17 protein-coding genes are annotated in these 24,563 nt (G+C 51.5%); 6 read left to right on the plus strand and 11 right to left on the minus strand.

Annotated elements, in window-relative coordinates:
* Nucleotides 1–3: 3 nt before the first annotated feature.
* Entirely contained in the window at nucleotides 4–789 is a 786-nt protein-coding gene (locus FBR45_RS12515; protein ID WP_138502787.1) for an alpha/beta fold hydrolase, read from the minus strand.
* Nucleotides 790–845: 56 nt separating this feature from the next.
* On the minus strand, nucleotides 846–1,898 hold the full coding sequence (gene selD, locus FBR45_RS12520) for a selenide, water dikinase SelD (RefSeq protein WP_138502789.1): 1,053 nt from the start codon (nucleotides 1,896–1,898) through the stop codon (nucleotides 846–848).
* Between the two features lie 381 nt (nucleotides 1,899–2,279).
* On the opposite strand from selD, the gene FBR45_RS12525 reads away from it, so the two are divergent.
* The gene (locus FBR45_RS12525) at nucleotides 2,280–5,639 is read left to right on the plus strand and encodes a TonB-dependent receptor (RefSeq protein ID WP_171044881.1); all 3,360 of its coding nucleotides are present in this window, start codon (nucleotides 2,280–2,282) and stop codon (nucleotides 5,637–5,639) included.
* Between the two features lie 87 nt (nucleotides 5,640–5,726).
* Here FBR45_RS12525 and FBR45_RS12530 read toward each other — a convergent pair whose 3' ends face one another.
* Nucleotides 5,727–6,716: a patatin-like phospholipase family protein gene (locus FBR45_RS12530; RefSeq protein ID WP_138502793.1), complete on the minus strand. Its 990-nt coding sequence runs from the start codon at nucleotides 6,714–6,716 to the stop codon at nucleotides 5,727–5,729.
* Between the two features lie 249 nt (nucleotides 6,717–6,965).
* On the opposite strand from FBR45_RS12530, the gene FBR45_RS12535 reads away from it, so the two are divergent.
* Nucleotides 6,966–7,940, plus strand: coding sequence for a polyprenyl synthetase family protein (locus tag FBR45_RS12535; protein WP_138502795.1), 975 nt, complete (start codon nucleotides 6,966–6,968; stop codon nucleotides 7,938–7,940).
* A 4-nt stretch (nucleotides 7,941–7,944) separates the two neighbouring features.
* On the opposite strand, the gene FBR45_RS12540 is transcribed toward FBR45_RS12535, so the two are convergent.
* On the minus strand, nucleotides 7,945–8,757 hold the full coding sequence (locus FBR45_RS12540; RefSeq protein ID WP_138502797.1) for a sterol desaturase family protein: 813 nt from the start codon (nucleotides 8,755–8,757) through the stop codon (nucleotides 7,945–7,947).
* Between the two features lie 271 nt (nucleotides 8,758–9,028).
* On the opposite strand from FBR45_RS12540, the gene pafA reads away from it, so the two are divergent.
* Nucleotides 9,029–10,723: an alkaline phosphatase PafA gene (gene pafA, locus FBR45_RS12545; protein WP_138502799.1), complete on the plus strand. Its 1,695-nt coding sequence runs from the start codon at nucleotides 9,029–9,031 to the stop codon at nucleotides 10,721–10,723.
* A 37-nt stretch (nucleotides 10,724–10,760) separates the two neighbouring features.
* Here pafA and FBR45_RS12550 read toward each other — a convergent pair whose 3' ends face one another.
* Nucleotides 10,761–11,537, minus strand: coding sequence for a biotin--[acetyl-CoA-carboxylase] ligase (locus FBR45_RS12550; RefSeq protein ID WP_138502801.1), 777 nt, complete (start codon nucleotides 11,535–11,537; stop codon nucleotides 10,761–10,763).
* Nucleotides 11,538–11,651: 114 nt separating this feature from the next.
* Between FBR45_RS12550 and rsfS the strand changes: the two genes are divergently transcribed.
* Nucleotides 11,652–12,047, plus strand: a complete 396-nt coding sequence (gene rsfS, locus FBR45_RS12555) for a ribosome silencing factor (RefSeq protein WP_138502803.1) — start codon at nucleotides 11,652–11,654, stop codon at nucleotides 12,045–12,047.
* A 148-nt stretch (nucleotides 12,048–12,195) separates the two neighbouring features.
* Nucleotides 12,196–14,226, plus strand: coding sequence for an ATP-dependent zinc metalloprotease FtsH (gene ftsH / locus FBR45_RS12560; RefSeq protein ID WP_138502805.1), 2,031 nt, complete (start codon nucleotides 12,196–12,198; stop codon nucleotides 14,224–14,226).
* Nucleotides 14,227–14,275: 49 nt separating this feature from the next.
* Here ftsH and FBR45_RS12565 read toward each other — a convergent pair whose 3' ends face one another.
* Entirely contained in the window at nucleotides 14,276–14,767 is a 492-nt protein-coding gene (locus FBR45_RS12565) for a metallophosphoesterase family protein (protein WP_138502807.1), read from the minus strand.
* 19 nt (nucleotides 14,768–14,786) lie between these two features.
* Nucleotides 14,787–16,454 (minus strand): fatty acid--CoA ligase, encoded by a 1,668-nt coding sequence (locus tag FBR45_RS12570; protein WP_138502809.1) that lies wholly within the window; start codon nucleotides 16,452–16,454, stop codon nucleotides 14,787–14,789.
* Nucleotides 16,455–16,934: 480 nt separating this feature from the next.
* Between FBR45_RS12570 and FBR45_RS12575 the strand changes: the two genes are divergently transcribed.
* On the plus strand, nucleotides 16,935–17,870 hold the full coding sequence (locus FBR45_RS12575) for a fatty acid desaturase family protein (protein WP_246082218.1): 936 nt from the start codon (nucleotides 16,935–16,937) through the stop codon (nucleotides 17,868–17,870).
* Nucleotides 17,871–17,885: 15 nt separating this feature from the next.
* Here the strand turns inward: FBR45_RS12575 and FBR45_RS12580 are convergent, their stop codons facing one another.
* The 4 genes from FBR45_RS12580 to FBR45_RS12595 all read right to left on the minus strand — a co-directional run bounded on the left by FBR45_RS12580 (nucleotide 17,886) and on the right by FBR45_RS12595 (nucleotide 24,512).
* On the minus strand, nucleotides 17,886–19,127 hold the full coding sequence (locus tag FBR45_RS12580; RefSeq protein WP_077921952.1) for a NupC/NupG family nucleoside CNT transporter: 1,242 nt from the start codon (nucleotides 19,125–19,127) through the stop codon (nucleotides 17,886–17,888).
* Between the two features lie 147 nt (nucleotides 19,128–19,274).
* A complete protein-coding gene (ppk1, locus tag FBR45_RS12585) occupies nucleotides 19,275–21,629 on the minus strand; it encodes a polyphosphate kinase 1 (protein WP_138502813.1) in 2,355 nt (784 codons plus the stop codon).
* A 72-nt stretch (nucleotides 21,630–21,701) separates the two neighbouring features.
* On the minus strand, nucleotides 21,702–23,705 hold the full coding sequence (gyrB, locus tag FBR45_RS12590) for a DNA topoisomerase (ATP-hydrolyzing) subunit B (protein ID WP_138502815.1): 2,004 nt from the start codon (nucleotides 23,703–23,705) through the stop codon (nucleotides 21,702–21,704).
* A gap of 402 nt (nucleotides 23,706–24,107) precedes the next feature.
* Nucleotides 24,108–24,512 carry a hypothetical protein gene (locus tag FBR45_RS12595; RefSeq protein WP_138502817.1) on the minus strand — a complete coding sequence of 135 codons (405 nt, stop codon included), beginning with the start codon at nucleotides 24,510–24,512 and terminating at the stop codon, nucleotides 24,108–24,110.
* Nucleotides 24,513–24,563 lie beyond the last annotated feature (51 nt).

Consider the following 24,563-nt stretch of genomic DNA (forward strand, 5'->3'; position numbering starts at 1 on the left):
TGGTCAGGCTTGTAAAAAACGGAGCAGCGTGTCAACGAACTCCGCTGGTTTCTCGGCCTGCACCCAGTGGCCGGCTCCCGGAATGGTTTCGATCCGTGCATTCGGAAAAATGCGTCTGATAGAAGGTACGTCATCATCCAGGATATAGGGCGACTCACTACCGCGGATAAACAGCGTCGGCTCCGTGACGATTCGGGGGTTGGTTAGCTCTTCGCCCACACCATGCAACTCCCGCTCAATGATAGGGAGATTGAGCCGCCAGTCGAATTGTCCCTGTTCATTCCGGTACAGGTTTTTGAGCAGAAACTGCCGCACTGAAAGAGCGGGTTCGTACTGACTCAGAATTGTATCGGCTTCGTTACGGCTTTTCAGACCAAGCAGGTCAATGGCTTTCAGACCCCGGATAATATCGCTGTGATGAACGGGATAGAACTTGGGCGCTATATCAACCACAACGAGTTTGCGGTACGAACCCGGCTTACCGTCACTCGGGTAGCTCATGGCATACTGCATCACCGTTTTACCACCCATGGAGTGGCCCAGCAGGATAGCATCCGTCAGGTTTTGGTCGATCAGAAAGGCGCGCAGGTCGGCGGCCATGTTTTGATAGTCCTGCTCATCGGCCCGGGGCGACTGGCCATGGTTACGTTGATCAAGAGCAAACACCCGATATCCCTGAGCTGCTATGGTCTTGCTTACGGTCAGCCAGTTATCAGACGAGCCGAAGATGCCATGAAGGATAACGATAGCCGGGCCTGTATCGCCGACCTGACGGAAAAATAGTTTCATTCCAGTAACGAGTGAGTGATGAAGCAGTATCAACTAATTTGCCACGCCACTGCGGTCTAGTGTACATAAACAACTTTGTCGCGCTGGTCAACCAGCTCGCCAAATGACTGCAAAGTAAAGCCGTTTTCCCGGGCTACGCGTTCGAATTCTACTGTGCTGTTCGGGTCAACGGCAATGAGTAGGCCTCCCGACGTTTGCGGATCGGCCAGTACATACCGCTGTGTTTCGGTCAAGTCGCTGATTTTGTGTCCGTAACTGTCCCAGTTGCGAACGGTGCCGCCCGGAAAGCTTTTCTGAGCCAGATACTCGTCAACGACCGGCAGTCTAGGAACGGCATCGAACGCAACAAGAGCCGTCAGGCCAGACCCTTCGGCCATTTCGGTCAGATGTCCCAGTAAACCGAAGCCTGTTACGTCGGTCAGGGCCTTAACATAGGGCAGGCGCCCCAGTTCGGCTCCGAAACTGTTCAATCTGGCCATCTGAGCCGGGGCAAGATCAGCATGTTCAGGCTTTAGGATGCCTTTTTTCTGCGCTGTGGTCAGGATGCCAACGCCCAGCGGTTTCGTTAGATAAAGTTTGCAGCCGGCAGTTGCTGTATTGTTTTGTTTCAGGTGGTCGATGCGGACTTTTCCCGTTACGGCCAGGCCAAAAATAGGCTCAGGTGAGTCGATGCTGTGGCCCCCGGCCAGGGGTATACCGGCTTCGCGGCAGATTGCCCGCGACCCTTCGAGCACCTGACCGGCTACCTCCGGCGGCAGTTTATCGATGGGCCAGCCGAGAATGGCGATAGCCATGATCGGTTCACCGCCCATGGCGTAGACATCGCTGATGGCGTTGGCAGAGGCAATACGACCAAAATCGAACGCATCATCTACGATGGGCATAAAGAAATCGGTGGTGCTGATAATGGCTTCTCCATTGCCCATATCCATAACAGCTGCATCATCGCGCGAGTCATTACCCACGAGCAGCTGACTATACTGGGGCTGCGAGGCCGTGGCGTTGGTATGCAGGATTTTGTCAAGAATTTTGGGGGAGATTTTACAGCCGCAGCCAGCGCCGTGACTATACTGAGTAAGCTTAACGGCTGTTGTGTCAATTGGGGTCATAGCAGGGACAAAACTAAGTCGGAACGGACTACTTAATGGCAACTAAATCGATAGTAATACGCCTGAATAGAAAGGTTGGTTCGAAATTGGTCAGAAGAGTACCAAACTGATTAGATGGACTTAACAAAAACTTAACACAGGCGAATAGAACGTAAAGCGACCCTTTTTGGCTTATTCCGTGATGCTGGCCTATATAATAACTTAAGTTGGTACTTTTTGAAGAAGGCTTGCTTTGTAACCCGAGAGAAATTATGCCATCTTTGCGGCCGAATTGAAGCTTAACCTAACCGTATGCGCTTCGCAGAACTACAAACCAAATCAAACACTTCTATGTACAGAAAACTACTGCAATTCAGGACAGCGTTTCCGTTGTTCTGCAGTATGCTATTCGCCTTACTCAGCGGTAGCGGAGTTTTTGCCCAAGGTGTAACCACCTCGTCTATCAGCGGGGCTGTTACCGACGCCAGTAATGAAGGCTTGCCGGGTGCAACGGTCATTGCCGTTCACACCCCGTCAGGCACCCAATACGGAACAACGACGAACGCGCAAGGACAGTATACGTTTCCTGCTGTGCGTATTGGCGGGCCGTATACCTTAACATTCACGTATGTTGGGTATCAGGACAATAAGGTAGAAAACCTGTACGCTAACCTCGGTTCTGCCGCCAACGCTAACGTAAAGCTGGTAGAAGCGGGTAAACAGCTATCAGAAGTTGTTGTAACGTCTTCGCGGAGTTCTGTAATTAACAACAACAGAACGGGTGCTGCTACGGGGATTACCAACACGCAGATTACGACATTACCAACGCTGAACCGCTCGTTTGCCGACTTTACGCGTCTGGATGCCCGTGCCAATGGGTTGAGCTTTGCAGGCCGGAACTCAGGCTTTAACAATTTTACAGTTGATGGAGCTATCTTCAACAACGCCTTTGGTCTATCGTCGACGGTTGGTGGACAGGCAGGTGCTCAGCCTATCTCTATCGATGCTATTGATCAGCTTCAGGTAGCTATTGCTCCTTACGATGTTCGTCAGGGTGCGTTTACCGGTGCCGGTATCAATGCGGTTACGCGAAGCGGTTCCAACCAGATTCAGGGTTCGGTTTACTATTATGTCCGTGACCAATCGTTTGTAGGTAAGAAACTGAATGGAGTGGAACAGCCAATCAACGCCTTCAACCTGAACAACGTTGGTTTCCGGTTAGGTGGTCCGATTATCAAGAACAAATTGTTCCTGTTCGTCAACTATGAGCGCGAGCGCCGGAATGATGGTGTTCCTGGTAACTGGGTAGCGTCGCGGCCTGGTCTGACAGGAGCCAACGTTTCGAGAGCCTCAGCCGCTGATCTGGATCGTCTGTCAGCTTTTATTCAGCAGCAGTACGGATTTAACCCTGGCCCTTATGAGGGATACACGCTGCCTTCCAATAGCGATAAGGGAACAGCTCGTTTAGACTGGAATATTTCGCAGAATCATAAGCTGAATATCAAGTACAATTTCCTTACATCGTACTCTGATATTACGCCATCAACATCGGGGGCTTTGCCACAGGGCCGTGGGCCTAATGCCAACGCACTTCCTTATCTGGCTTCGTTCTACCGGATCAACAATAACCTGCAGTCGGTAATTGGTGAACTGAACAGCACCTTTGGCAGCAAATTTGCCAACACATTCCAAATTGGTTACTCGGCTTTCCGTGATTTCCGGGAAACCCCTTATCTGCCGCAGGACTTCCCGCTGGTAGATATCGGCAACGGAGCCGGTCAGCAGCTGACGGCTTTCGGTTATGAGCCGTTTACGTTTAATAACATTCTGAATTCGAACGTATTCCAGATTTCGGACAACTTCAGCATTTTTGCCGGTAAGCACACCTTTACGCTGGGTACGTATAACGAATTCTACAGCTTCAGAAACGGGTTTGCCCCGAACTATCAGGGTCAATATCAGTTTGCCAGCGTTGATGCCTTTATCAGCAATGCGACTCAAACACCAATCGCTGGTGGTACAGCCATTTCGCAGCCAACCCGCTTCCAGATTCAGTATTCAGCCCTGCCTGGTGGTGCGTTCCCCTTTGCCGACATCAAAGCGGCTCAGTACAGTGTGTATGCCCAGGATGAATACCAGGCTGCCCGTAATCTGAAATTCACGCTGGGTCTGCGCGCTGATGTGCCTACGATCCCGACTGAGATTCAGCAAAACGAGAACTTGGCTGCATTAACTGGTTTCAGGGAGGGTGTTCGGCTAAACACATCTGAGTTTCCAAAGGCGTCTGTACTGTTCTCTCCCCGCTTAGGTTTCAACTGGGATGTTAAAGACGACAAAACCACCCAGGTGCGCGGTGGCGCTGGTATCTTCACCGGCCGTGTACCCTATGTGTGGATCTCAAACCAGGCCAGTAACAACGGGGTATTGTTTGGTTCTTCGCAAATTAACAACCCACCCGCTACGGGTGATTTGGCCCGTCCTTTCAACCCCGATGTTAACCGGTATCGCCCGGCTAACGCGGCTGCCAACACGCAATACAATATTGCTATTACGGACCCGAACTTCAAGTTCCCGCAAGTATTCCGGGCTAACTTGGGTATCGACCGTAACCTGGGCAAAGGGTACATTCTGACCCTGGAAGGAATTTACACCAAAGACCTGAATGCGGTTTATCATCAGAACGTAAACCTACCCAACTCGACCCAGAACCTGCGTGGGCCCGATGGTGGTGATAACCGCCCCATCTATTACGCCAACAACGCGGCTGGTTTCCCAGCAGTGGCCTACAACCGGATTTATGGCCAGAACCCCACAACAGGAGCTACGCTTTCAGGCACTGCAGTATCGGCGGCCAACCCGAACATTACGGATGCCATTCTGATGCGTAACACGAATCAGGGGTATTCTTATAACCTGACGGCTGAAATTCAGAAGCAGTTTGCCAATGGTTTTTATGCAAAAGCAGCTTACTCCTACACGGACTCTCGTTCGGTTAACGACGGTGGCTCCATTGCTCAGTCGATCTGGCGCGATCGTTCAATATCGGGAGATCCTAACGCAAACGTGTTATCGTATTCGAGCTTTCTGCAGCCACATCGTATCATCGGTGTGGCGGCTTACCGCTTCGATTATCTGAACAAGCATGCTGCTACGACCATTTCGCTCTTCTATAACGGTTCATCAGGAAACCGCTACTCATATGCTTACTCAGGTGACCTGAATGGTGATGCTCAGCTGACCAATGACCTGATCTTTATTCCCCGTACGCAGGCTGATATTCAACTTCGGAATATTACCGTCGGTACAGGCGCATCAGCTACGGTTTATACGGCAGATCAGCAGTGGGCCGATCTCAACCGTTTCATTGATCAGGATCCCTACCTGAGCACCCGCCGTGGCCAGTATGCTGAGCGGAACGGTGCCCAAACACCATTCGTTAGCCGTCTGGACCTTAAAGTACTTCAGGAGTTTTCGTTGAACTTTGGTCAGACTCGCCACGCATTCCAGGTGTCGCTCGACGTATTCAACGTAGGCAACCTGATCAACTCGGAATGGGGTAACGCTCAGTTTGCTACTACGGCTACACCGATCAACTTCGTTGGTTACGACAACACAGGCGCAACCGCTACGGGTCGCCCGGTGTTCCAGTTCCCTTATTTTGATTCGGCTAACCGGGTTCCCCGCACGTCTACGTTCCAGGCGGGTTCGGCCATTGCTAACCGCTGGCAGGCGCAACTGGGTCTACGTTATATCTTCAACTAATCGGATTGATTACCCTGCATAAATAGAGTCCCTCACCGACCTGGTGAGGGACTCTATTTATTTTACGCTTATAGTAACGAACTACAACTAAGGCAAAACGGCTGCCTGATCATTACTTTTTCTGAGCTTCATGATATCTGTACCGGCCTGATAACCCATGACAATGAGCCGCCCTATGTCGTCGGAGGTGAATTTCATCATGTTCAGATGAAGTGGCTCGGTAGGTCGGATAATGGTCAGGTGGAGCTGGCGCCCGTGCAGATGTTCCCGCTCGGCATAACGTTCGGCCCAGGCGATGTCGTTGTTGACGAGCTGATTGACCGTAATGTCTTTCACCCGATCCATCAGATTGAGCAGATTACGGTAATTAAACTTTTCGTTATAGATGCGTTTGGCATGGCAGGCTACGCAGGCAATCTCGCCCGCCCCGTCTTCAATAGCTACCCGGAGCGGAGCCACCTCGCGTAAGCCCCCATCCAGAAACGCCCGACGATGGTCGCCCCCGATCTGGATGGCTGGCATCAGGAAAGGCAATGAGCTGCTGGCGTAGATATAATCCAGGAAATTCGGGTCGCTGGCGTCGGCGTAGCGCATGTCGCCTTCAATAATATCGACAGCCCCCACCTTTATTTTGATAGGGCCGGTTTTGAGCGCTTCCAGATCGAGGTGGCTCCGGATGAGGTTCTGAATGGGGGAGTTGTCGAGCAGGCCGTCAAATCGGCTTAGCAGCGTATTATAACCCATCACAAATCGGGAGCGAATTACGGCTACATCGTCGGGTTTGGTAATGTGTCGGATCCAGAATTCGATGAGCGCCTTACCCGCTTTGGGCCAGTCGACCTGCCCCGTACTGGTGTGCTGATGAGCCGCTTCGTTAGCCAGGAAAGCCGCATTCAGACTGCCTACCGAGATACCATAGAGCTGATCTGGTACAAAGCCCGACTCAAACAGCGCCATGACGGCTCCTACCTGAAAGGCGCCTTTGAGCGAACCACCACCCAGCACTAGCGCTTTGTGTCTGGGGTTTGAAAAAGCTGGACTATGGGTCGGAGTAGGGGGCGTTGGATTATTGACCATATGCAGATGAATGGAAGAAATCAGGGCGGGTAAATTGATGATTTTTAGACCACAATCAAAACGAGCTACCCTGTATTCTGCGTTTACCCGATTGCGTTTTTATGCTTGTTTTTCCCCGTCTCCGCTTTCCTTACTATACTTGCCGGAAATTTAGTTGGCAGTAAGCAGTTCGCAGCAGGCTTTGTAACCAGCTGATCCAGTTACGGTCTGCCAACTGTTTACGTAAGAACTGCCTACTACTCATCGAAGATGCCCCTCACCGTCGCCGACATCCAAGCTCCGATTGCTGCCGAAATGAAACTGTTCGAGCACAAGTTCCGGGACTTGATGAAGAGCGATGTCATGCTGCTCGACCAGATCATGAACTACATCGTGAAACGGAAAGGCAAGCAACTACGGCCCATGTTTGTCTTTCTGACGGCCGGGGTCTGTGGCGAAATTACCGAATCGACCTACCGCGGGGCGTCGCTGATTGAGCTGCTGCATACGGCTACCCTCGTTCACGATGATGTTGTCGATGAGTCGAACTACCGGCGTGGCTTCTTTTCCATCAATGCGCTCTGGAAAAATAAAGTAGCCGTACTGGTCGGTGATTATTTGCTTTCCAGAGGGTTACTGCTATCGGTCGATAACGGCGATTTCGAGCTGTTACAGATCGTTTCAACGGCCGTGCGGGAGTTGAGCGAGGGCGAGTTGCTACAGATCGAGAAAGCCCGTCGGCTCGATATCACTGAGGATGTATACTACGAAATAATCCGTCAGAAAACGGCGTCACTAATTGCCGCCTGCTGCGCCGTAGGTGCCCGTTCGGCCGGGGTCGATAAAGACCGTATCGAACAAGCCCGTGCATTCGGAGAAAAAGTCGGCATTGCTTTTCAGATCAAAGATGATCTGTTCGACTATGGTACGGCAGAAGTAGGCAAACCGCTGGGTATCGACATCAAAGAGAAGAAGATGACGCTGCCGCTCATCTATGCGCTCAACCGGGCGGGTTTTCTGCAAAAGCGCCGGATCATCAACATTATCAAGAATGAGAGCGAAAACCCCAGAAAGGTAGATGAGGTGATCCAGTTCGTTAAGCAGTCGGGCGGTATCGAATACGCCACCGAAGCGATGAATCAATACGTGGCCGAAGCACAGCAGCTGCTGAATTCGTTTCCCGACTCGTTGTACCGGCAATCCTTACATCAACTGGTTCAGTATACGATCGAACGCAGCAAGTGATGAGTCAGGATTCCTGATGAACCACTTCCTGCTTGCTGGTCAGCCTCGGCTTCGTTTTCTCGCCAAACAGACGGTGAAAGTCCGGACTCTCCGTACGCATCCATTTATCCCAGAAGGTAAAATAAAGGCCGTAGTTGAAGCGGAACTGGGCATGGTGCAGGCTGTGGTGCGTGGCCCCGATCAGCCAGCGGCCCAGCCAGTGCTGATTGAAATCGCGGGGATAAATCTCGGTATTTAGGTGATTTATGGCACTCGATACGGTCATGATCATCAGGATAATCCCCACGGCCGATACGTGAAGCGGAAACACGAATAGCAACACCGGAATCACGATAGCCTGTAGCGTACTTTCGAGCGGGTGAAAGGAAAAGGCAGTCCAGGGTGATGTAGTGATACTGTCGTGATGGGTCTTATGTACCCAGCGGTAAACACCCGGCCGGTGCATCCACCGATGGAGCCAGTAGTAATATGTCTCGTGCAGAAATAAAGTCAGAATAATGCTGGCCGGATACCAGATAAGCGGGTAATGGGTCAGGCGAGTGTAAATTTGCGTATACCCAGCCTGATAGGCCAGCATGACGGCGAGCGCAATGGCCGTGAAAATGAGTGAGGTGAGCAGTGACCACCCAATCTCCCGCCGATCCTGCCCGTTCTTCCGGGGCCGGGTCTGTACGGCACGGCTGGCAAACTGCTCTTTCATGGATACGTTAAAGAGCCACCAGAACGCAAGGGAGAACAAGACATACCGCCCGAATATAGCCAGGAAAAAAAAGAGCCCGGTGAGCCAGAACGTGGCCGGGTTGGTTAGTTGAATCATAGGGGGTAGGAGAGCAGGTGCTCCCGGGTTATATCCAGTACAGCAACGCAATAAGGCGGCCAATGTTAGAAAAAGTTTGTAGCATTGCCGGTTACTGGTGATAGTATCCGTTCGATCAGTATATCCGGCCCTGGCTGACGATAGGCAGAAGTTAAACGCGGTTGTTACGGCGCTGGCTGATAACATTCCGTTTACGCTGTATAAACGGCGACCCCGTCTTTTGTTCGTATGTTTGTTGGTAGTTTCAAGAACCTATAAACAATACGGCTTCATGCGCCTGCTTACTTTCCTGGGGTGGATACTGACTACGGTAACGGTCTTTGCTCAAACGCCATCTCAACCAAAACGCTCTACAAGTCCTCGTAAAGTTATTTCGCCGGCGGCAGCCAACGCCGACGGTCAGCCCCTGAAACGACCAAAGCTGGTGGTCGGTATTGTGGTTGACCAGATGCGGTATGACTACCTGTACCGGTACTATGACAAATTTGGGAAAGGAGGCTTTCGTCGGATGATGGACGAAGGGTTCAATGCCCGTAATAATCATTACCACTACGCGGCCACCTATACCGGACCCGGGCATGCGGCTATTTATACCGGCTCTGCCCCTGCGCTGAACGGCATTGTGGGTAACGATTTTTACGATCGCAACCTGGGTCGGATGGTATACTGCGCCGAAGATACCAGTGTCAACACGGTCGGAAACACAGGTACAGCCGGCAAGATGTCGCCCCGCAACATGCTCGTTACCACCATTGGCGATCAGCTTAAGCTGGCTACTGATGGCCGGTCCAAGGTAGTGGGTATAGCGCTCAAAGATCGGGGCGCTATTCTGCCTGCTGGCCACGCGGCCAACGGAGCCTATTGGTTCGACTCGAAAGACGGTAAGTTCATCAGCAGTACTTTTTATCAGAAAGAGTTACCCCGCTGGGTTCAGGAGTTCAACGACCGGAAGCTGCCCGAGACTTATATCGGCCAGAAGTGGGAGCTCTTATTACCGCTGGACCAGTATACGGAGAGTACCGTTGATGACGAGGCCTACGAGGCAACCCTGCCGGGCGAATCCAAATCGGTTTTTCCGCATGAGTTCGTTGTGCAGGCGGGCAGCAGCAAATACGAAGTGCTGCGCACCAGCCCGTATGGTGATCAGCTGACAAAAGAGTTTGCGCTGGCGGCTCTCAAAGGCGAAAAGCTGGGTCAGAGTGGCGTGACGGATATGCTGTGTGTTAGCTTCTCCTCGCCGGATTACATCGGCCACGCTTTCGGGACCCATGCGATTGAAACCGAAGATAACTACCTACGGCTCGACCGGCAGCTGACCGAACTGTTTACCCAGCTCGATGCTACCGTTGGCAAAGGGGAGTGGCTGGCGTTTTTATCTGCTGATCATGGCGCTGCCGATGTGCCGGGTTTCTCCCAGCAGTACCGCATTCCGGCCGATGTAAAATCCTATGGAGAAGTAAGCGATGCCGTTAAAGCCGCTCTCGAAAAGGCGTATGGACCAGGGAAGTGGATGCTAACCTATTTCAATCAGCAAATCTACCTGAATCATCCACTGCTAGTAGAGAAGAAAATTGCGATTCAGGAAGTGTATGAACTGATCAGTAGCGTACTGCTCAAACAGCGCGGGGTTGTGAACGTAATCAACCTACACAATCTGCATGCGGAATCGCTGCCCGATATTCAGACCAATCTATTCCGTAACGTGTATTTTCCCAATCGTAGCGGAGATATATACGTGATGCAGCAGGCGGGCTGGTTTGAAGGGCGCAACCGCGGCACAACCCACGGAACGGTTTATAATTACGACACACACGTGCCTTTCCTGTTGTACGGGTGGGGCGTTCGTCCGGGTCAGACGTTCCGGCGGACCCATATCCACGACATTGCCCCTACAATAACCGCTTTACTGGGCGTTCTTGAGCCAAGCGGCTGCATCGGCGATCCGGTAGGCGAAGGAATCCGGTAACCCGTCGATTTGTCATGACCAGCGAGTAAACAAGCAGCTACTCGCTGGTCATAGGTACAAACGACACCTCCTTAAAGCCGAAGCGATGGGTTCGTCCGGCTTCGGCAACTACCAGCCTGCCCGTCTCGTCGACATCGACAATCATACCCATAAACGTCCGGTCCTCTGTGCTGAAGCGGGTTTCCTGCTGATACCGGTACAGCGTCTGCATGTAGTCAGACTTCAGCACCTGACGTTGACCAGCGCGCAGCTGGAGATACCGCTTTTCGAGTTTTTCGCACAGTATAGCCAGAAGTCCAGCCCGATCGTAACCGTTGGGTAAGGGTGCTTCCTGCTGGAGCGAGGTTGCGGTTGAATAACTGAACTCGGTTTGGTTCACATTGAGACCGATGCCCACTACCGACCAGGCCAGGTTATAACCCTGGAGCGTATTCTCGATCAGGATGCCTCCTGTCTTGCGGAAGCCTATATACAGGTCGTTGGGCCATTTGACCCGACAGTCTTCATGTACCAGGGGAGCTATCGTGTCATGAACGCCCAGCGATACGGCCATATTAAGCCAGAACTGCTCGGTCGCGGTTAAAAAAGTGGGTTTAAACAGCAAAGAGAAGGTCAGGTTCTGGGCTGGCTGAGCTTCCCAGGTGTTACCGCGCTGCCCCCGACCATCCGTCTGATTGTCAGTTGCGATGAGAAGTCCTTCAACAACGTCGGAATGAGCGAGTAAAGCAGACGCTTCGTCGTTCGTAGACTGACAGCTTGGCAGGTATTGGTAAATTTGCCCGACAAAATGCGTTTTGGGATGGATTTTGTACAAATCTTTGTTTAGTTTAGTAGTAGGAAGCTAATACATGGTGCTGTGGGCTACGCTCACTGTTTTATCGATAAAGTACCCGCTGATTAGCTTATCGTGCAATGTTAAACCGAAAGCATGAGAATTAAGCCAAGCAATGATTTTACGCCTGAACAGATCCGCGATTTTGTGGTCAGAGGCATGCAGGAAAAGAAAGGGCAGGACATTGTTGTAATGGACCTGCGAAATGTGAAAAACGCTATTTGTGACTACTTCGTCCTGTGTTCGGGGACTTCCGATACCCAGATCGATGCCATCTCAACGTCTATTGAAGAAGAAGTCTATAAAGCCAGCCATCAGGATCCGTGGCATCGGGAAGGGAAACTGAACCGCGAGTGGATTTTGCTGGATTATGTAGACGTAGTGGCACACGTTTTTAAGAAAGATCGACGTTCCTTCTATGACCTGGAGCAGCTCTGGGGCGACGCCGAGATACAGCTGATTGATGATAACGCATTTTCGGAAGCGGCCTGAGTGAAAAGTTGCTGACCGAAATAAACTCACTACCGTTTCGGGGCCGCTTGTAGGGCATATAAACCGTTTGTCCTAACCGTTTTAAGGTAGAAACATTAGTCATTAAAACGGTGTTACCCTTTGAAATCCGTTTGTACAACCTGAGGAAATGGCAGAAAACAATAATAGAAATCCGTTAGTACCCCGGGGAGGGCCGCGCAAGCCCAACTTCCAGGGATGGATTGTCGCTCTATTGATTGCCGCTATCTTGGGGATAACGTTCTTTAACCGCAGTTCCGCCACTCGTGAGATTTCTCAGAAGCGGTTTGAGCGCATGGTGAAAGACCGCGAAGTCTCCGAAGTAGTGGTCGTAAACGACAAGATTGCCGAAGTAACGCTCTCCCAGCAAGCTGCACAAAGCCCCAAATACCGGGGACTGTTTGCCGATAAGCCGTACTTCGGTACCAACCAGGGGCCGCATTTTCAGTTCCAGGTTGCGTCTGGAGAAACATTCAAGAAAGACCTTGATACCATTCAGCAGGGGGTGCCCGATAATGAAAAAATCGAGTACCGCTTTGAGCAGCGAAGCGATATCGGCAGTATAATCAGCACCTGGGGCTTCCTGATCGTCATGATTCTGGCTATGTATTTCCTGCTGGGCCGGATGTCAGGCGCTGGTGGGCCAGGCGGGCAGATCTTCAACATCGGTAAGTCGAAAGCCGCGTTGTTCGACGCTGACAACAAGGTCAAGATTACATTCAATGATGTAGCTGGCCTTGATGAAGCCAAAGAAGAGATTAAGGAGATTGTCGATTACCTGAAAAACCCGACCAAATTCACCAAACTCGGCGCTAAAATTCCGAAAGGCGCGCTGCTGATCGGCCCTCCGGGTACCGGCAAAACGTTGCTGGCTAAAGCCGTGGCTGGTGAGGCAGGTGTGCCATTCTTCTCCCTGTCTGGTTCCGACTTTGTTGAGATGTTTGTCGGGGTAGGAGCTGCCCGGGTGCGCGACCTGTTCAAGCAGGCTAAAGAGAAAGCGCCCTGTATCATCTTCATTGATGAGATCGATGCGGTAGGTCGTTCGCGGGGCCGCGGGTCTATGCCCGGCGCCAACGACGAACGTGAAAACACGCTGAACTCACTGCTGGTAGAGATGGATGGTTTCGCCACAGATTCAGGCATCATTATCCTGGCCGCTACCAACCGCCCTGATGTACTTGATTCGGCCCTGCAGCGTCCTGGTCGTTTCGACCGCCAGATCAGCATCGACAAACCCGATATTGTTGGTCGTGAAGCCATTTTCCGGGTGCACCTGAAGCCAATCAAACTGGCTGCTGACGTTGATCCGAAAGAACTGGCCGCTCAGACCCCCGGCTTCGCTGGTGCTGAGATTGCCAATGTTTGTAACGAAGCGGCTCTGATTGCTGCCCGGAGCGATAAGGAAGCGGTGGATATGAAAGACTTCCAGGACGCGATGGACCGCGTCATTGGTGGTCTTGAAAAGAAAAACAAGCTGATTTCGCCCGAGGAGAAAGAAATCGTTGCCTATCACGAAGCAGGTCACGCCGTGGCTGGCTGGTTCCTCGAACATGCCGATCCGCTCGTTAAGGTTACCATTGTGCCGCGTGGCGTAGCTGCGCTGGGATACGCCCAATACCTGCCCCGTGAGCAGTATCTGTACCGGACAGAACAACTCATGGACGAAATGTGCATGGCTCTGGGTGGTCGGGCCGCTGAAGATTTGATCTTTGGCAAAGTATCGACCGGCGCCTTGAGCGACCTGGAGCGGATCACCAAACTGGCTTACAGCATGGTGACCATGTACGGCATGAACGACAAAATCGGTAACGTATCGTTCTACGACTCCAAGCAGTCAGACTACAGCTTCAACAAGCCATATTCGGAAGAAACGGCTAAGTATATCGATGAAGAGGTGCGTAAGATTGTAGACATCGCTTACAGCCGGACCAAAGATCTGCTCACCGACAAACGGGAGGCACTCGAGGTCATTGCAAAAGAACTTCTTGAGAAAGAAATTCTGTACCAAAATGATCTGGTTCGTCTGATTGGTAAGCGACCCTTTGAACGGGAAACCGTTTACCAGGCTTACAAGAACAAAAAGACGGCTGAAGAGATCAAGGAGGAAATTGGTCCCGAAGCCAAACCTGCTGAAACGCAGCCGGAATCGTTGCCATTATAAGCTATGATACCTTATACAAAACGGGTGGGAGATTGGTCTCCCACCCGTTTTATTTTTTACCTAGTTCGATGACCTGCATATCGCTGATCCGACCCGTGTCAAGCGTGAATCGAATGGCCGTTCTGACGAGGTGGAATCCGGTCTTGCCAGCGGCTCCCGGATTAATGAACAACAGGTTGTTTAAACCCGGATCGCGCGTTACCTTCAGGATGTGAGAATGGCCGCAGATAAAGATGTCCGGTGGCGTTATCTGCAGGTTGGGGCGAACGATTGGGTTGTACTTGGGGGGCGTACCACCAATGTGAGTAATCCATATGTCCAAACCTTCCAGCGTAAACCGCTGGTGTGCCTGGAGGTCGCTACTCTCCTGATCTATGTTGCCGCACACAACGCGCAGGGGCCTGAAGGCGCGTAGTTCATCGACAACAGTCATGGCCCCAACATCGCCCGCATGCCATATTTCATCGCAATCGTTGAAATGGTCGAACAGCTTTGGGTCCAGATAAGAGTGAGTATCTGAAAGGAGGCCTATACGCGTCATAATGGGATAAGTGCCGATTTTACCCTAAAATAAGGGTTTTCATCTCGCTTCTGATCCGCTTCTTATCAATTTTGCCAACGCTGGTTTTGGGGATTTCCGGTACAAACACGATCTGGTCGGGCAGGTACCACTTGTTGAGATGTCCCTGATCAATTTTAGCCTGTAAGCTCGCTTTTATTCCGGCTACTGTAAGGCCGGCGTCTGGCTTCTGTACGATGAGTGCGTGAGGCCGCTCACCCCAGCGCTCGTCGGGAAAGCCTACTACTGCCGCTTCGGCAACGCCCTCAACCTGCGATAACAAGTCTTCAATATCGAGCGAAGAAACCCATTCGCCCCCGGTCTTGATCACATCTTTGGTACGATCGGCTATCTGAAGCCAGTTGTCGGGGGTTAAGCTGGCCACGTCGCCAGTGTGAAGCCAGCCGCCTTTCCAAAGTTCTGAGCCACGTTCGAAGTCTTCGTAATACCCCTGGGTAAGCCACGGCCCACGAGCCACAACTTCGCCAATGGAGTGCCCATCGTGTGGTACAAAGTTGCCGTTATCGTCCATCAGCCGCATCTCAATGAAGGGCGCTATCCGTCCCGCACGAGTGCGTAGGTCGACCTGCTGATCGATAGGCAGCTGACGTTCCGTATCGTTCAGGTGGGTTATTGACATGACAGGCGCCGTTTCTGACATGCCATAGCCCTGATACACCTGAATGCCGAGGTCGAGTGCTGCTTTGGCCAGGCCCTTTGTCAGCGCTGAGCCCCCAATGATTACTTTCCAGCGGCTGAGGTCAACCTGTTTGGCTACGGGACTGTTGACCAGCATATTCAGGATGGTAGGCACACAGTGTGACATGGTAACCCCTTCTTTCAACAGGAGCTTGAGCAGCATCTCTGGTTCGTAACGCCCGGGGTAGATCTGTTTGGTTGAGAGCATCGTGGCCAGGAATGGAAACCCCCAGGCATGGACGTGGAACATGGGCGTAATCGGCATGTATACGTCCTGGACTGATGAAAAAGGTACCGCCTGGTAGCCGCATAGATAAGTCATTAGGCCCATGGTATGCATGAACAGCTGACGGTGCGAAAAGTATACGCCCTTGGGATTACCCGTCGTGCCGGTCGTGTAGAAAGTAGTCGCCCAGGTATTTTCATCAAAATCCGGAAAGGTATACGCATCGGACGCCGACTTGAGCAATTGCTCATACTCACCCGAGAAGCCATCCGGAATGGCTGGGTCTTCGCCGGTGTAGACCTTATCGCTCAAGAGTATAAACTCGTCTACCGTGGTTAGCTGGTCGCGGACGGCGTTCAGAATTGGCAGGAAATCCTCATGAATGAGTACCGCTTTGTCCTGCGCGTGATTCATCGTGTAAAGAATCTGCGCGGGCGATAGCCGAACGTTAACCGTATGCAGGACGGCCCCGAGGCTGGTCACTCCAAAAAAACATTCGAGGTAGCGGTGACTATCCCAGTCAAATACCGCCACTGTATCGCCGGGGCCTATGCCGCGCTCGGTCAATACGTTGGCCAGCTGACGAACCCGCCGGTTAAACTCAACATAGTTCATCCGGAAGAGGTCGCGGTAAATAATTTCGCGGTGTGGTTCGTATTTCAGCGACTGAGCCAGGAGGTTTTTGATCAGCATAGGAGGCTCGATGGCCTCAGCTGTTCGGGGAATGAGTTTGGTCTGAATCATACTCGTGAGTTATAACTGCGCCCGGGCGACGCAATTGTTCGTATTGGATGGGGCAAATTACAATATTCTCTTGATATAAGGCAATTGGCTGGTCTTCAGCCTTCTAGCAGGCAATGATCCACTAATACCACCGTATATTCGCTTTCACACTGTACGGGGGCGGATTGCTCAGGAAAACAAAATGGCGGTAAAGCCGGCTTTAACGATGGTGAACGAAGCGGTAAAATCTTATAAGTGGTATATGACCTTATTAATAGTCTACTAATTAAATACAGAATTCTTCGTTTTGGCGTTTAGTTATAAAAAGACTGTTACTATAATACAGGTGCAGGTAGGCCTATGAGGAAAGAGACAATCAGGTTCGTAAATAAGGATAAGTCTCTTTTCTTTCCGGTATTACGTGAGCGAATAGACCAGTATTTTAAGGAAAAAGCTCTTCTCAAGCAGGGTGATCAACTCCTGGTTTGGAAGGGCATTTTTATGTTAGGGTTGCTGCTGGTGCCCTATGGATTGATACTCAGCAACCAGTTCTCACCCGGCATCGATCTGTGTCTGGCTATACTGATGGGATTGGGAACGGCTGGCGTAGGCATGTCGGTGATGCATGATGCCAACCATGGCTCATTTTCCAGCATTCCCTGGGTGAATACATTCTTCAGTTCCTGCCTGTACTTGCTCGGTGGTAATGTGCTGAACTGGAAAGTGCAGCACAATACCCTGCACCATACCTACACCAACATCCACGATGTCGATGAGGACATTACGGGTAAGTTTCTACTGCGCTTATCGCAGGGGGACCGGCGCTGGAAGATTCATCGGTACCAGCATATCTACGCTTTCATGCTGTATGGGCTGATGACGTTCTCGTTTTTCGTGAAAGATTTCCGGTCGGCCTACAAGTACAACCACTCGGGTAATCAGAAACTTGTGAAGCCCTTTACCCGACGTAACATCCTGACGCTAATTACCAGTAAACTGTTATACGTACTATTCATTGCTGTTTTGCCGCTGGCGGTTACCGATCTGACATTTGGTCAGTGGCTACTTGGATTTGCCATCATGCATTTTACCGCCGGGCTTGTCCTGAGCACGATTTTCCAGCTGGCGCACGTCGTGGAGGGAGCTTGCCAGCCGGAGCCGGACGAGAGCGGATGCGTATACAACACCTGGGCAATTCATCAGATGTATACGACGGCAAATTTCTCCTGTCCGGCGCTGCTGTCGTGGTATATTGGCGGGCTTGACTTTCAGGTCGAGCATCACCTTTTCCCCAATATCTCGCATATTCACTACCGGGCGCTTTCTCCAATTGTGCAACAAACGGCCGAAGAGTATGGGATCCCCTACAATAATAAGCCTTCTTTTCAGCAGGCCCTCAGTTCGCACATCAACATGCTGAAAACGCTGGGTCAGTAAGTCCTTTCGTTTCTGTTACAATAGGAGTCCGGCCAGGGTGGCAGACATGTAGCTGGCTAGTGTGCCGCAGATCAGCGCTTTGAAGCCGAGCCGGGCCAGATCGCTCCGGCGGTTGGGCGCCAGCTCGCCGATACCCCCCACCTGAATGGCAATCGAGCTGAAGTTGGCAAATCCGCACAGGGCGAAGCTGACAATCGCTATGGTTTTGGGGTCGAGCGTCTGTTTGATCTTGACCAGGTCCAGGTAAGCAACAAACTCGTTGACAACCATTTTGGTACCCATCAGGGCGCCAGCCGCTTCGATATCCTTGGCCGGCACGCCCATTGCCCAGGCAAACAGGGAGAAAAGTTTTCCGAGCAGAAAATTCAGGCTCAGGTTGTCGATGCTGAATACATAAAAGCCCAGCCGAAACAAGAGACTGTCGATCAGGGCGATGAGGGCAATGAAGCCAATCAGCATGGCTATGACGTTAAACCCAACTTTCAGGCCTTCACTGGCTCCGGCGGCAATAGCGTCGAGCAGGTTGGCGTGCGCTTTTTTGATCTCGACCTTAACGGTGCCCTGGGTTTCGGACATCTGCGTTTCGGGCATAACGATTTTGCTGATGACCAGCGCGCCCGGCGCGGCCATAATGCTGGCGGCCAGCAAATAGGGAGCCGGTACGCCCAGCGATATATAGACCGCCAGTACACCACCAGCAATGCAGGCAAACGAGCCTGTCATGCTGGCCAGTAGCTCGGAGTTGGTCATGCCGTTGAGATACGGCTTAATCATAATCTGGGCTTCTACCTGACCGACAAACGTGCTGGCAACGTTAGAGAGGGCTTCGGCTCCGCTAACCCCCATGAGCCACTTCATAGCCCGGGCCATAACGGCCACTACGCGCTGCATGATGCCGAGGTGGTAAAAAATATTGACCAGTACTGCCACAAAGATGATCGTTGGTATGACCTTGAAAAAGAAAATAAAGTCATTACCTGGCCCGAATGCCCGGGTCAGTACGTCAGTTCTGACAAGCGATGAAAAAACAAACTCGGCTCCTTTATTGGCCTTTTGAAGCAGGCGATCTACGTAATAGCCCAGGCCCTGAAAGAGCTGTTGACCAATGTCGGTTTTCAGGACAAATACGGCAAGGCCAAACTGCAGACCCAGTCCTACGCCAACAGTACGATAATTGATAGCTTTACGATTGTCGGAGAGAGCGTAGGCAATGCCCAGAATTAAAACGATGCCAATCAGGCCGGTAAAACGATCCATTCGGTTAAATACACAGTTGCAGTTAAGATGGCGAAGATAGAAAGAAAAAGGCAGGAACGAGTGCAGAAAATCAACCCTGTAAACAAATGAAAGCCGACAGGAATATATAAATCCTGTCGGCTTTTACGGTTATCTCTAAGTAGCTGATTAAATGTCAGCTATCGCTCGCTCGGCACCCTCCTGATATTCTTCTTCAATCTGGGCAACTTCGGCCGGTTTAATTTCTGGGTCGAAAAGATGCGCTTCGGTCACCTGCTTTTCTGTCACGTCAAAAAAGCGCTTGTGCATATTGAACGGTTCGCTTCCGGCGGGGACTTCACACTTCGTAAATGAGCCGTCTTCGTTTAGTTCGTAGGCGTTTACATTGTCCTGCAGGTTGTAATCCAGAATGAGCACCGCCAGTTGTTTAACCCGCTGGTCGGCCAGGAAGAACAGCGATTCTATGCGTCGGTCAAAACTGCGGACCATAACGTCGGCGCTGCCCCCGTATACTTTCGGATCGCCGTTGTTATGGAAGTAGTAAATACGAGTGTGCTCCAGATAATCGCCTACAATTGACCGAACGGTAATGTTGTCGCTCAGACCCGCGCGTTTGGGGCGGAGACAACAGATGCTCCGGACAATAAGCCGTATGGGTACGCCGGCTTCGGAAGCATTATAAAGTTCGTCGATCACCCCTTTGTCTTCCAGCGAATTTACTTTTATACAGATGCCGCTGGGTAAGCCACGGCGCGCATTTTCGGCTTCCAGGCGGATCAGGCGCAGAAGTTGCTCCCGCATGTCGCGCGGAGCGGTAATCAGATATTGGTATTCGTTGGGCAGGGAGTGACCTGTAATGACGTTGAAGAACTCGGCTATGTCCTGCGTATATACTTCATTGGTAGTTAAAAGACCAATATCGGTATATAGTTTAGATGTGTCTTCATTGTAATTGCCGGTAGCCATGTGGGCATAGCGTACAACCCGGCTACCTTCGCTCCGAACAACCAGTAGCAGTTTGGTATGTGTCTTGTAGCGGCTAATGCCGTAAATGACAAAACAACCTGCTTTCTGAAGGCGCTGTGCTTCGCGAATGTTATTTTCTTCATCGAATCGGGCTTTCACCTCAAACAGTACCGATACGTGTTTCCCGTTTTCGGCGGCTTTCAGCAGTGCTTCGGTAATCCGTGAGCGTTTGGCCAGCCGATAAACGGTAATTTTAATAGCCAGTACATTCGGGTCTTCGGCGGCCTGCTCGAGCAACTGCAGGACGGGCTCGAAGTTATTATAGGGGTGGTGCAACAACAGGTCGCGCTGCTTGATCAGGTCAAAAATGTTGTCGGTTTTATCCCGGCCCAAGCCCAGCGGAGGAACGGGCGGGTGGGGCGGGGGCATGTCGTCCTTAAAATCGGGCAGACCGATAATTTGCCAGAAGGCCGAAAAGTCGAGCAGCGTACGCGACTCGAAAATATTCAGATCGTCTATTTCCCAGCGTTTTTTTAGCAGATTGATCATCCAGGGCGAGGCCGAAGCCGAGACGCCATCTTTGCTGATCGCCCCGGCTTCAATTTCAACCCGGGTAACCCGCCCCAGTCGCCTGTTCTTGATTTTCTGACGCACCTCGTCAATGAAGTCTACTTCATCATCGTCGTTTTCTTCCAGCGTAAAATCGCCGTTCCGGGTAATCCTGAACAGACTTACGGAAGATATTTCTACGTTACGATACAGCTTTTTGATATTGTGGCGAACGACTTCCTCAATGGGCAGAAACAGGATTTTCTCATCCCGCTCGAACGACATGAAACGGGGCAGGTTGGCAGGTATCTGCACAAACGACAGCCGCTGACGATCTTCTTCATCTTCTGACCGCAGACTTTGCAGGTTGGCTCCGTCGGGGTTTTGAGTTACCACGCCAAAGATTAGCACTTTCGCCAACAGCACCGGAAACGTGTGCGTGTAGTCGTAAAGCATCGGAGTCAGCGTAGGGAAAATGGTTCGGTCAAAGTAGTTGTTGGCCTCCTGCTGTTCGTCGGGCAACAGCGCATCGAACGCCACCAGTTGCATGTCATTTTCGGCAAACAGCGGCAGCAGGTTGTTGACGAATACATCCTGCTGGTCATGACAAAACTGCTGGGCCGTGGTCATCAGTGCCTTCCGGAACGGGACTTCCCGCAGGCCCGAATAATCGACGCGTTGTTTCTGATAATCTAGGTAGTTGTACAAACTACCGACGCGGATCATGAAGAACTCATCGAGGTTCGAGGCTGAAATAGCCAGAAACTTAAGACGTTCCAGCAGCGTACGGCTATCATTGCGGGCCTGGTCCAGCACCCGCTCGTTAAATTTGAGCCAGCTAAGATCGCGACTGAGGTAATTGCTCTGATCGATTACACTGCTGACTTTTTCGCTAACCTTTGCCATTTTATCGCTGGTCTGGGAGGTCTTGTCCGGGTTCCGCTGCTGGGTAAATCTGGAAACCAGAGTGCCCAGCATCGTTCGGTTTGAGTTAAGGGGGTTACGCATACTCAGTTCATTTCGTACGTACAAATACAACAAAAAAGCGGGCCCCAAAGCCCGCTTTATGTTATCATTCGGTTAAACATCGATTCGGGCGTACTTCGCGTTTCGTTCGATAAACTCTCGCCGTGGAGCCACCTCGTCGCCCATCAGCGTCGAAAACACGTGGTCAGCATCGGCCGCCGATTCAACGGTAACTACTTTCAGGCTACGCGTATCGGGGTTCATGGTGGTGCTCCAGAGCTGCTCGGCGTTCATTTCGCCCAGTCCTTTGTAGCGCTGAACGCCAACGTTTTCTTCCCGACCGGTGCCGGCCAGTTCTTTTACGGCTGCTTCGCGTTGGGCTTCGGTCCAGCAATACCGCTCTTCTTTCCCTTTTTTGACCAGATACAGGGGCGGCTGCGCAATGTAAATGTATCCATTGTCGATGAGCGCTTTCATGTTCCGGTAGAACAGGGTTAGAATAAGCGTCCGGATGTGGCTACCATCAACGTCGGCATCGGTCATGATGATGATCTTGTGATAACGAAGCTTTTCCAGATTCATTACCGTCTCATCATCTTTCTTCTCGAGCCGCACGCCGAGGGCGGTCCAGATATTCTTGATTTCTTCGTTTTCGTAAATCCGGTGTTCGAGCGCTTTCTCAACGTTCAGGATTTTACCGCGTAGCGGCAGAATGGCCTGGAAAGCCCGGTTACGACCCTGTTTGGCGGTACCGCCCGCCGAGTCACCCTCTACCAGATAGAGCTCGCACTTCTCGGGATCCGTATCGGAACAGTCGGCCAGTTTGCCCGGCAGCCCCATACCACCCATGAAGTCTTTGCGCTCGGTCATGATGCGCTTGTAAGCCAGATCGGCCGCGATGCGCGCCTGGGCTGACACCAGCACTTTCTTCACAATGCCTTTGGCCGTGTTCGGGTTTTCTTCGAGCCACGTCTCCAGCAGGTCGGCCATAGCCTGGCTGACAGCACTTACCACCTCCTGGTTACCCAGTTTGGTTTTGGTCTGTCCTTCAAACTGAGGCTCCTGTACTTTTACCGACACAACGGCCGTCAGTCCTTTGCGGAAATCTTCGCCACTGAAGGTTACTTTACCTACGTTCTTGGGAAGAACACCGGGGTTTTTGTCGGCATAGTTTTTCAGTACCCGCGTTAAAGCCGAACGGAAACCCTGTACGTGGGTACCGCCCTCAATGGTACTGATGTTGTTGACATAGGACAGGACGTTCTCACCGGCTTCGTAGTTGTACACGAGCGCAACCTGCACGGGGGTCGATCCTTTGTCCGACTCCATGTAGATAGGCTTCATCCCATCCAGCGAGGGGCGGGTCTGGTCCAGGTACTCTACAAACTCAACCAGGCCTCCCTGCGAATAAAAGTCGTCTTTGTTGACAGGTTGGCCGGCTTCGTCCAGCTCGCGCAGGTCATTCAGAAAAATATGAATGCCTTTGTTGAGGTACGCCAGTTCACGCAGGCGGCTGGCTACGGTGTCATACTTGTAAACGGTTTCGGTGAAGATGGTCGGGTCAGGTTTGAAGTGAACCGTTGTGCCATGATCGTCGGCTTCGCCAATAACGCGCACGTCATACTGAGGAACGCCTATTTTATACTCCTGTTCGAAGATCTTGCCGTCGCGGTGCACTTCTACGCGAAGGTCTGTCGAAAGGGCGTTCACGCAGGAAACGCCCACGCCGTGCAGACCACCCGATACCTTGTACGTATCTTTATCAAACTTACCACCGGCGTGCAGAACGGTCATTACCACTTCGAGGGCTGACTTGCCCATCTTCGTGTTAATGCCAGTCGGGATGCCCCGGCCGTTGTCCTGTACGGTAATGGAATTGTCGGGATTGATCGTAACCGTAATCTTGTCGCAGTGACCCGCCAAAGCTTCGTCTATGGAGTTATCAACGACCTCCCAGATGAGGTGGTGTAAACCGCGAATACCCACATCGCCGATGTACATGGCCGGGCGTTTACGAACGGCTTCCAGACCTTCCAGAACGGTAATGTTATCGGCACCATAACTGCTGTTGGGTGCGGTCTCAATAGGTGATTCTGCTTCGATGGTTTCGCTGGTCATATCAGAATTGAATAGTGTCAGAAAATTTGCTGTTTGGGGATCAGGAAACGGCCCGTATAAGGGCGCTTTACAGATTGTAAAAATACAAAAAATAAGAGCTTTTTCCTAGTCAAATCGCTAAGATTTTCATAAAATACAAAAAAGTAAGCACAAGTGCCAATAATGGCCTCTCAGGCCTGTTCTAAGCCCTTTTCTGTTATCTAAGTTATCTTGTTTTGCCGGTATGCTGGGCAGAAAGTTTTGCCAATCCGCCCGAATAAAGCCGCCTGAATCACGACCCGGCTATTCCCGAAAAAGTATTATTGCAGGGCCCAGTAAAAAGCCAGGCCGATCTCGATCTGGCCTGGCTTTTTACGCACAAAATTCAGTCTGGCAGAGGCTGGGTAGTCTGGCTGTCAGCGGCTAATCTTCCGGATAGGGAATGTACACAAACCCGGCAAAATCGCCGTGAACCACGAACAGACAGCTGTATTCGTCGGGCTTTTTGTAGTTCTCTTTCCAGAGGTCTACCGACTCAGGGCCAATCAGTCCACGCTGAACAAATTCATCCAGGAAACTGGCTTTGTACGACCATTGATTCTCCAGTTCGCCGATACCGATCAGAAGCTGTCCTACGGGTACTTCCCGGCGCGACGCTACAAAGACGGGATAGTCAGAAAAACCCCGCTGCCGAATCTGATAGGAGGCTTCCTTGAGTGGGTCGGCTACTTTGACAAAATCTGACGAAATCTGCCCCATCAACTGTTTGTTGATCTCGGGCGAGTTGGCATCGTCGAGCAGGGTGTTTTCGTTGCTGTGGTTGATCATGAGAATGGATACCGTTTATACATCAGCAAAACGCCGAAGCATTAACACATT

The organism is Spirosoma lacussanchae, assembly GCF_005870035.1.
Lineage (GTDB): Bacteria > Bacteroidota > Bacteroidia > Cytophagales > Spirosomataceae > Spirosoma > Spirosoma lacussanchae.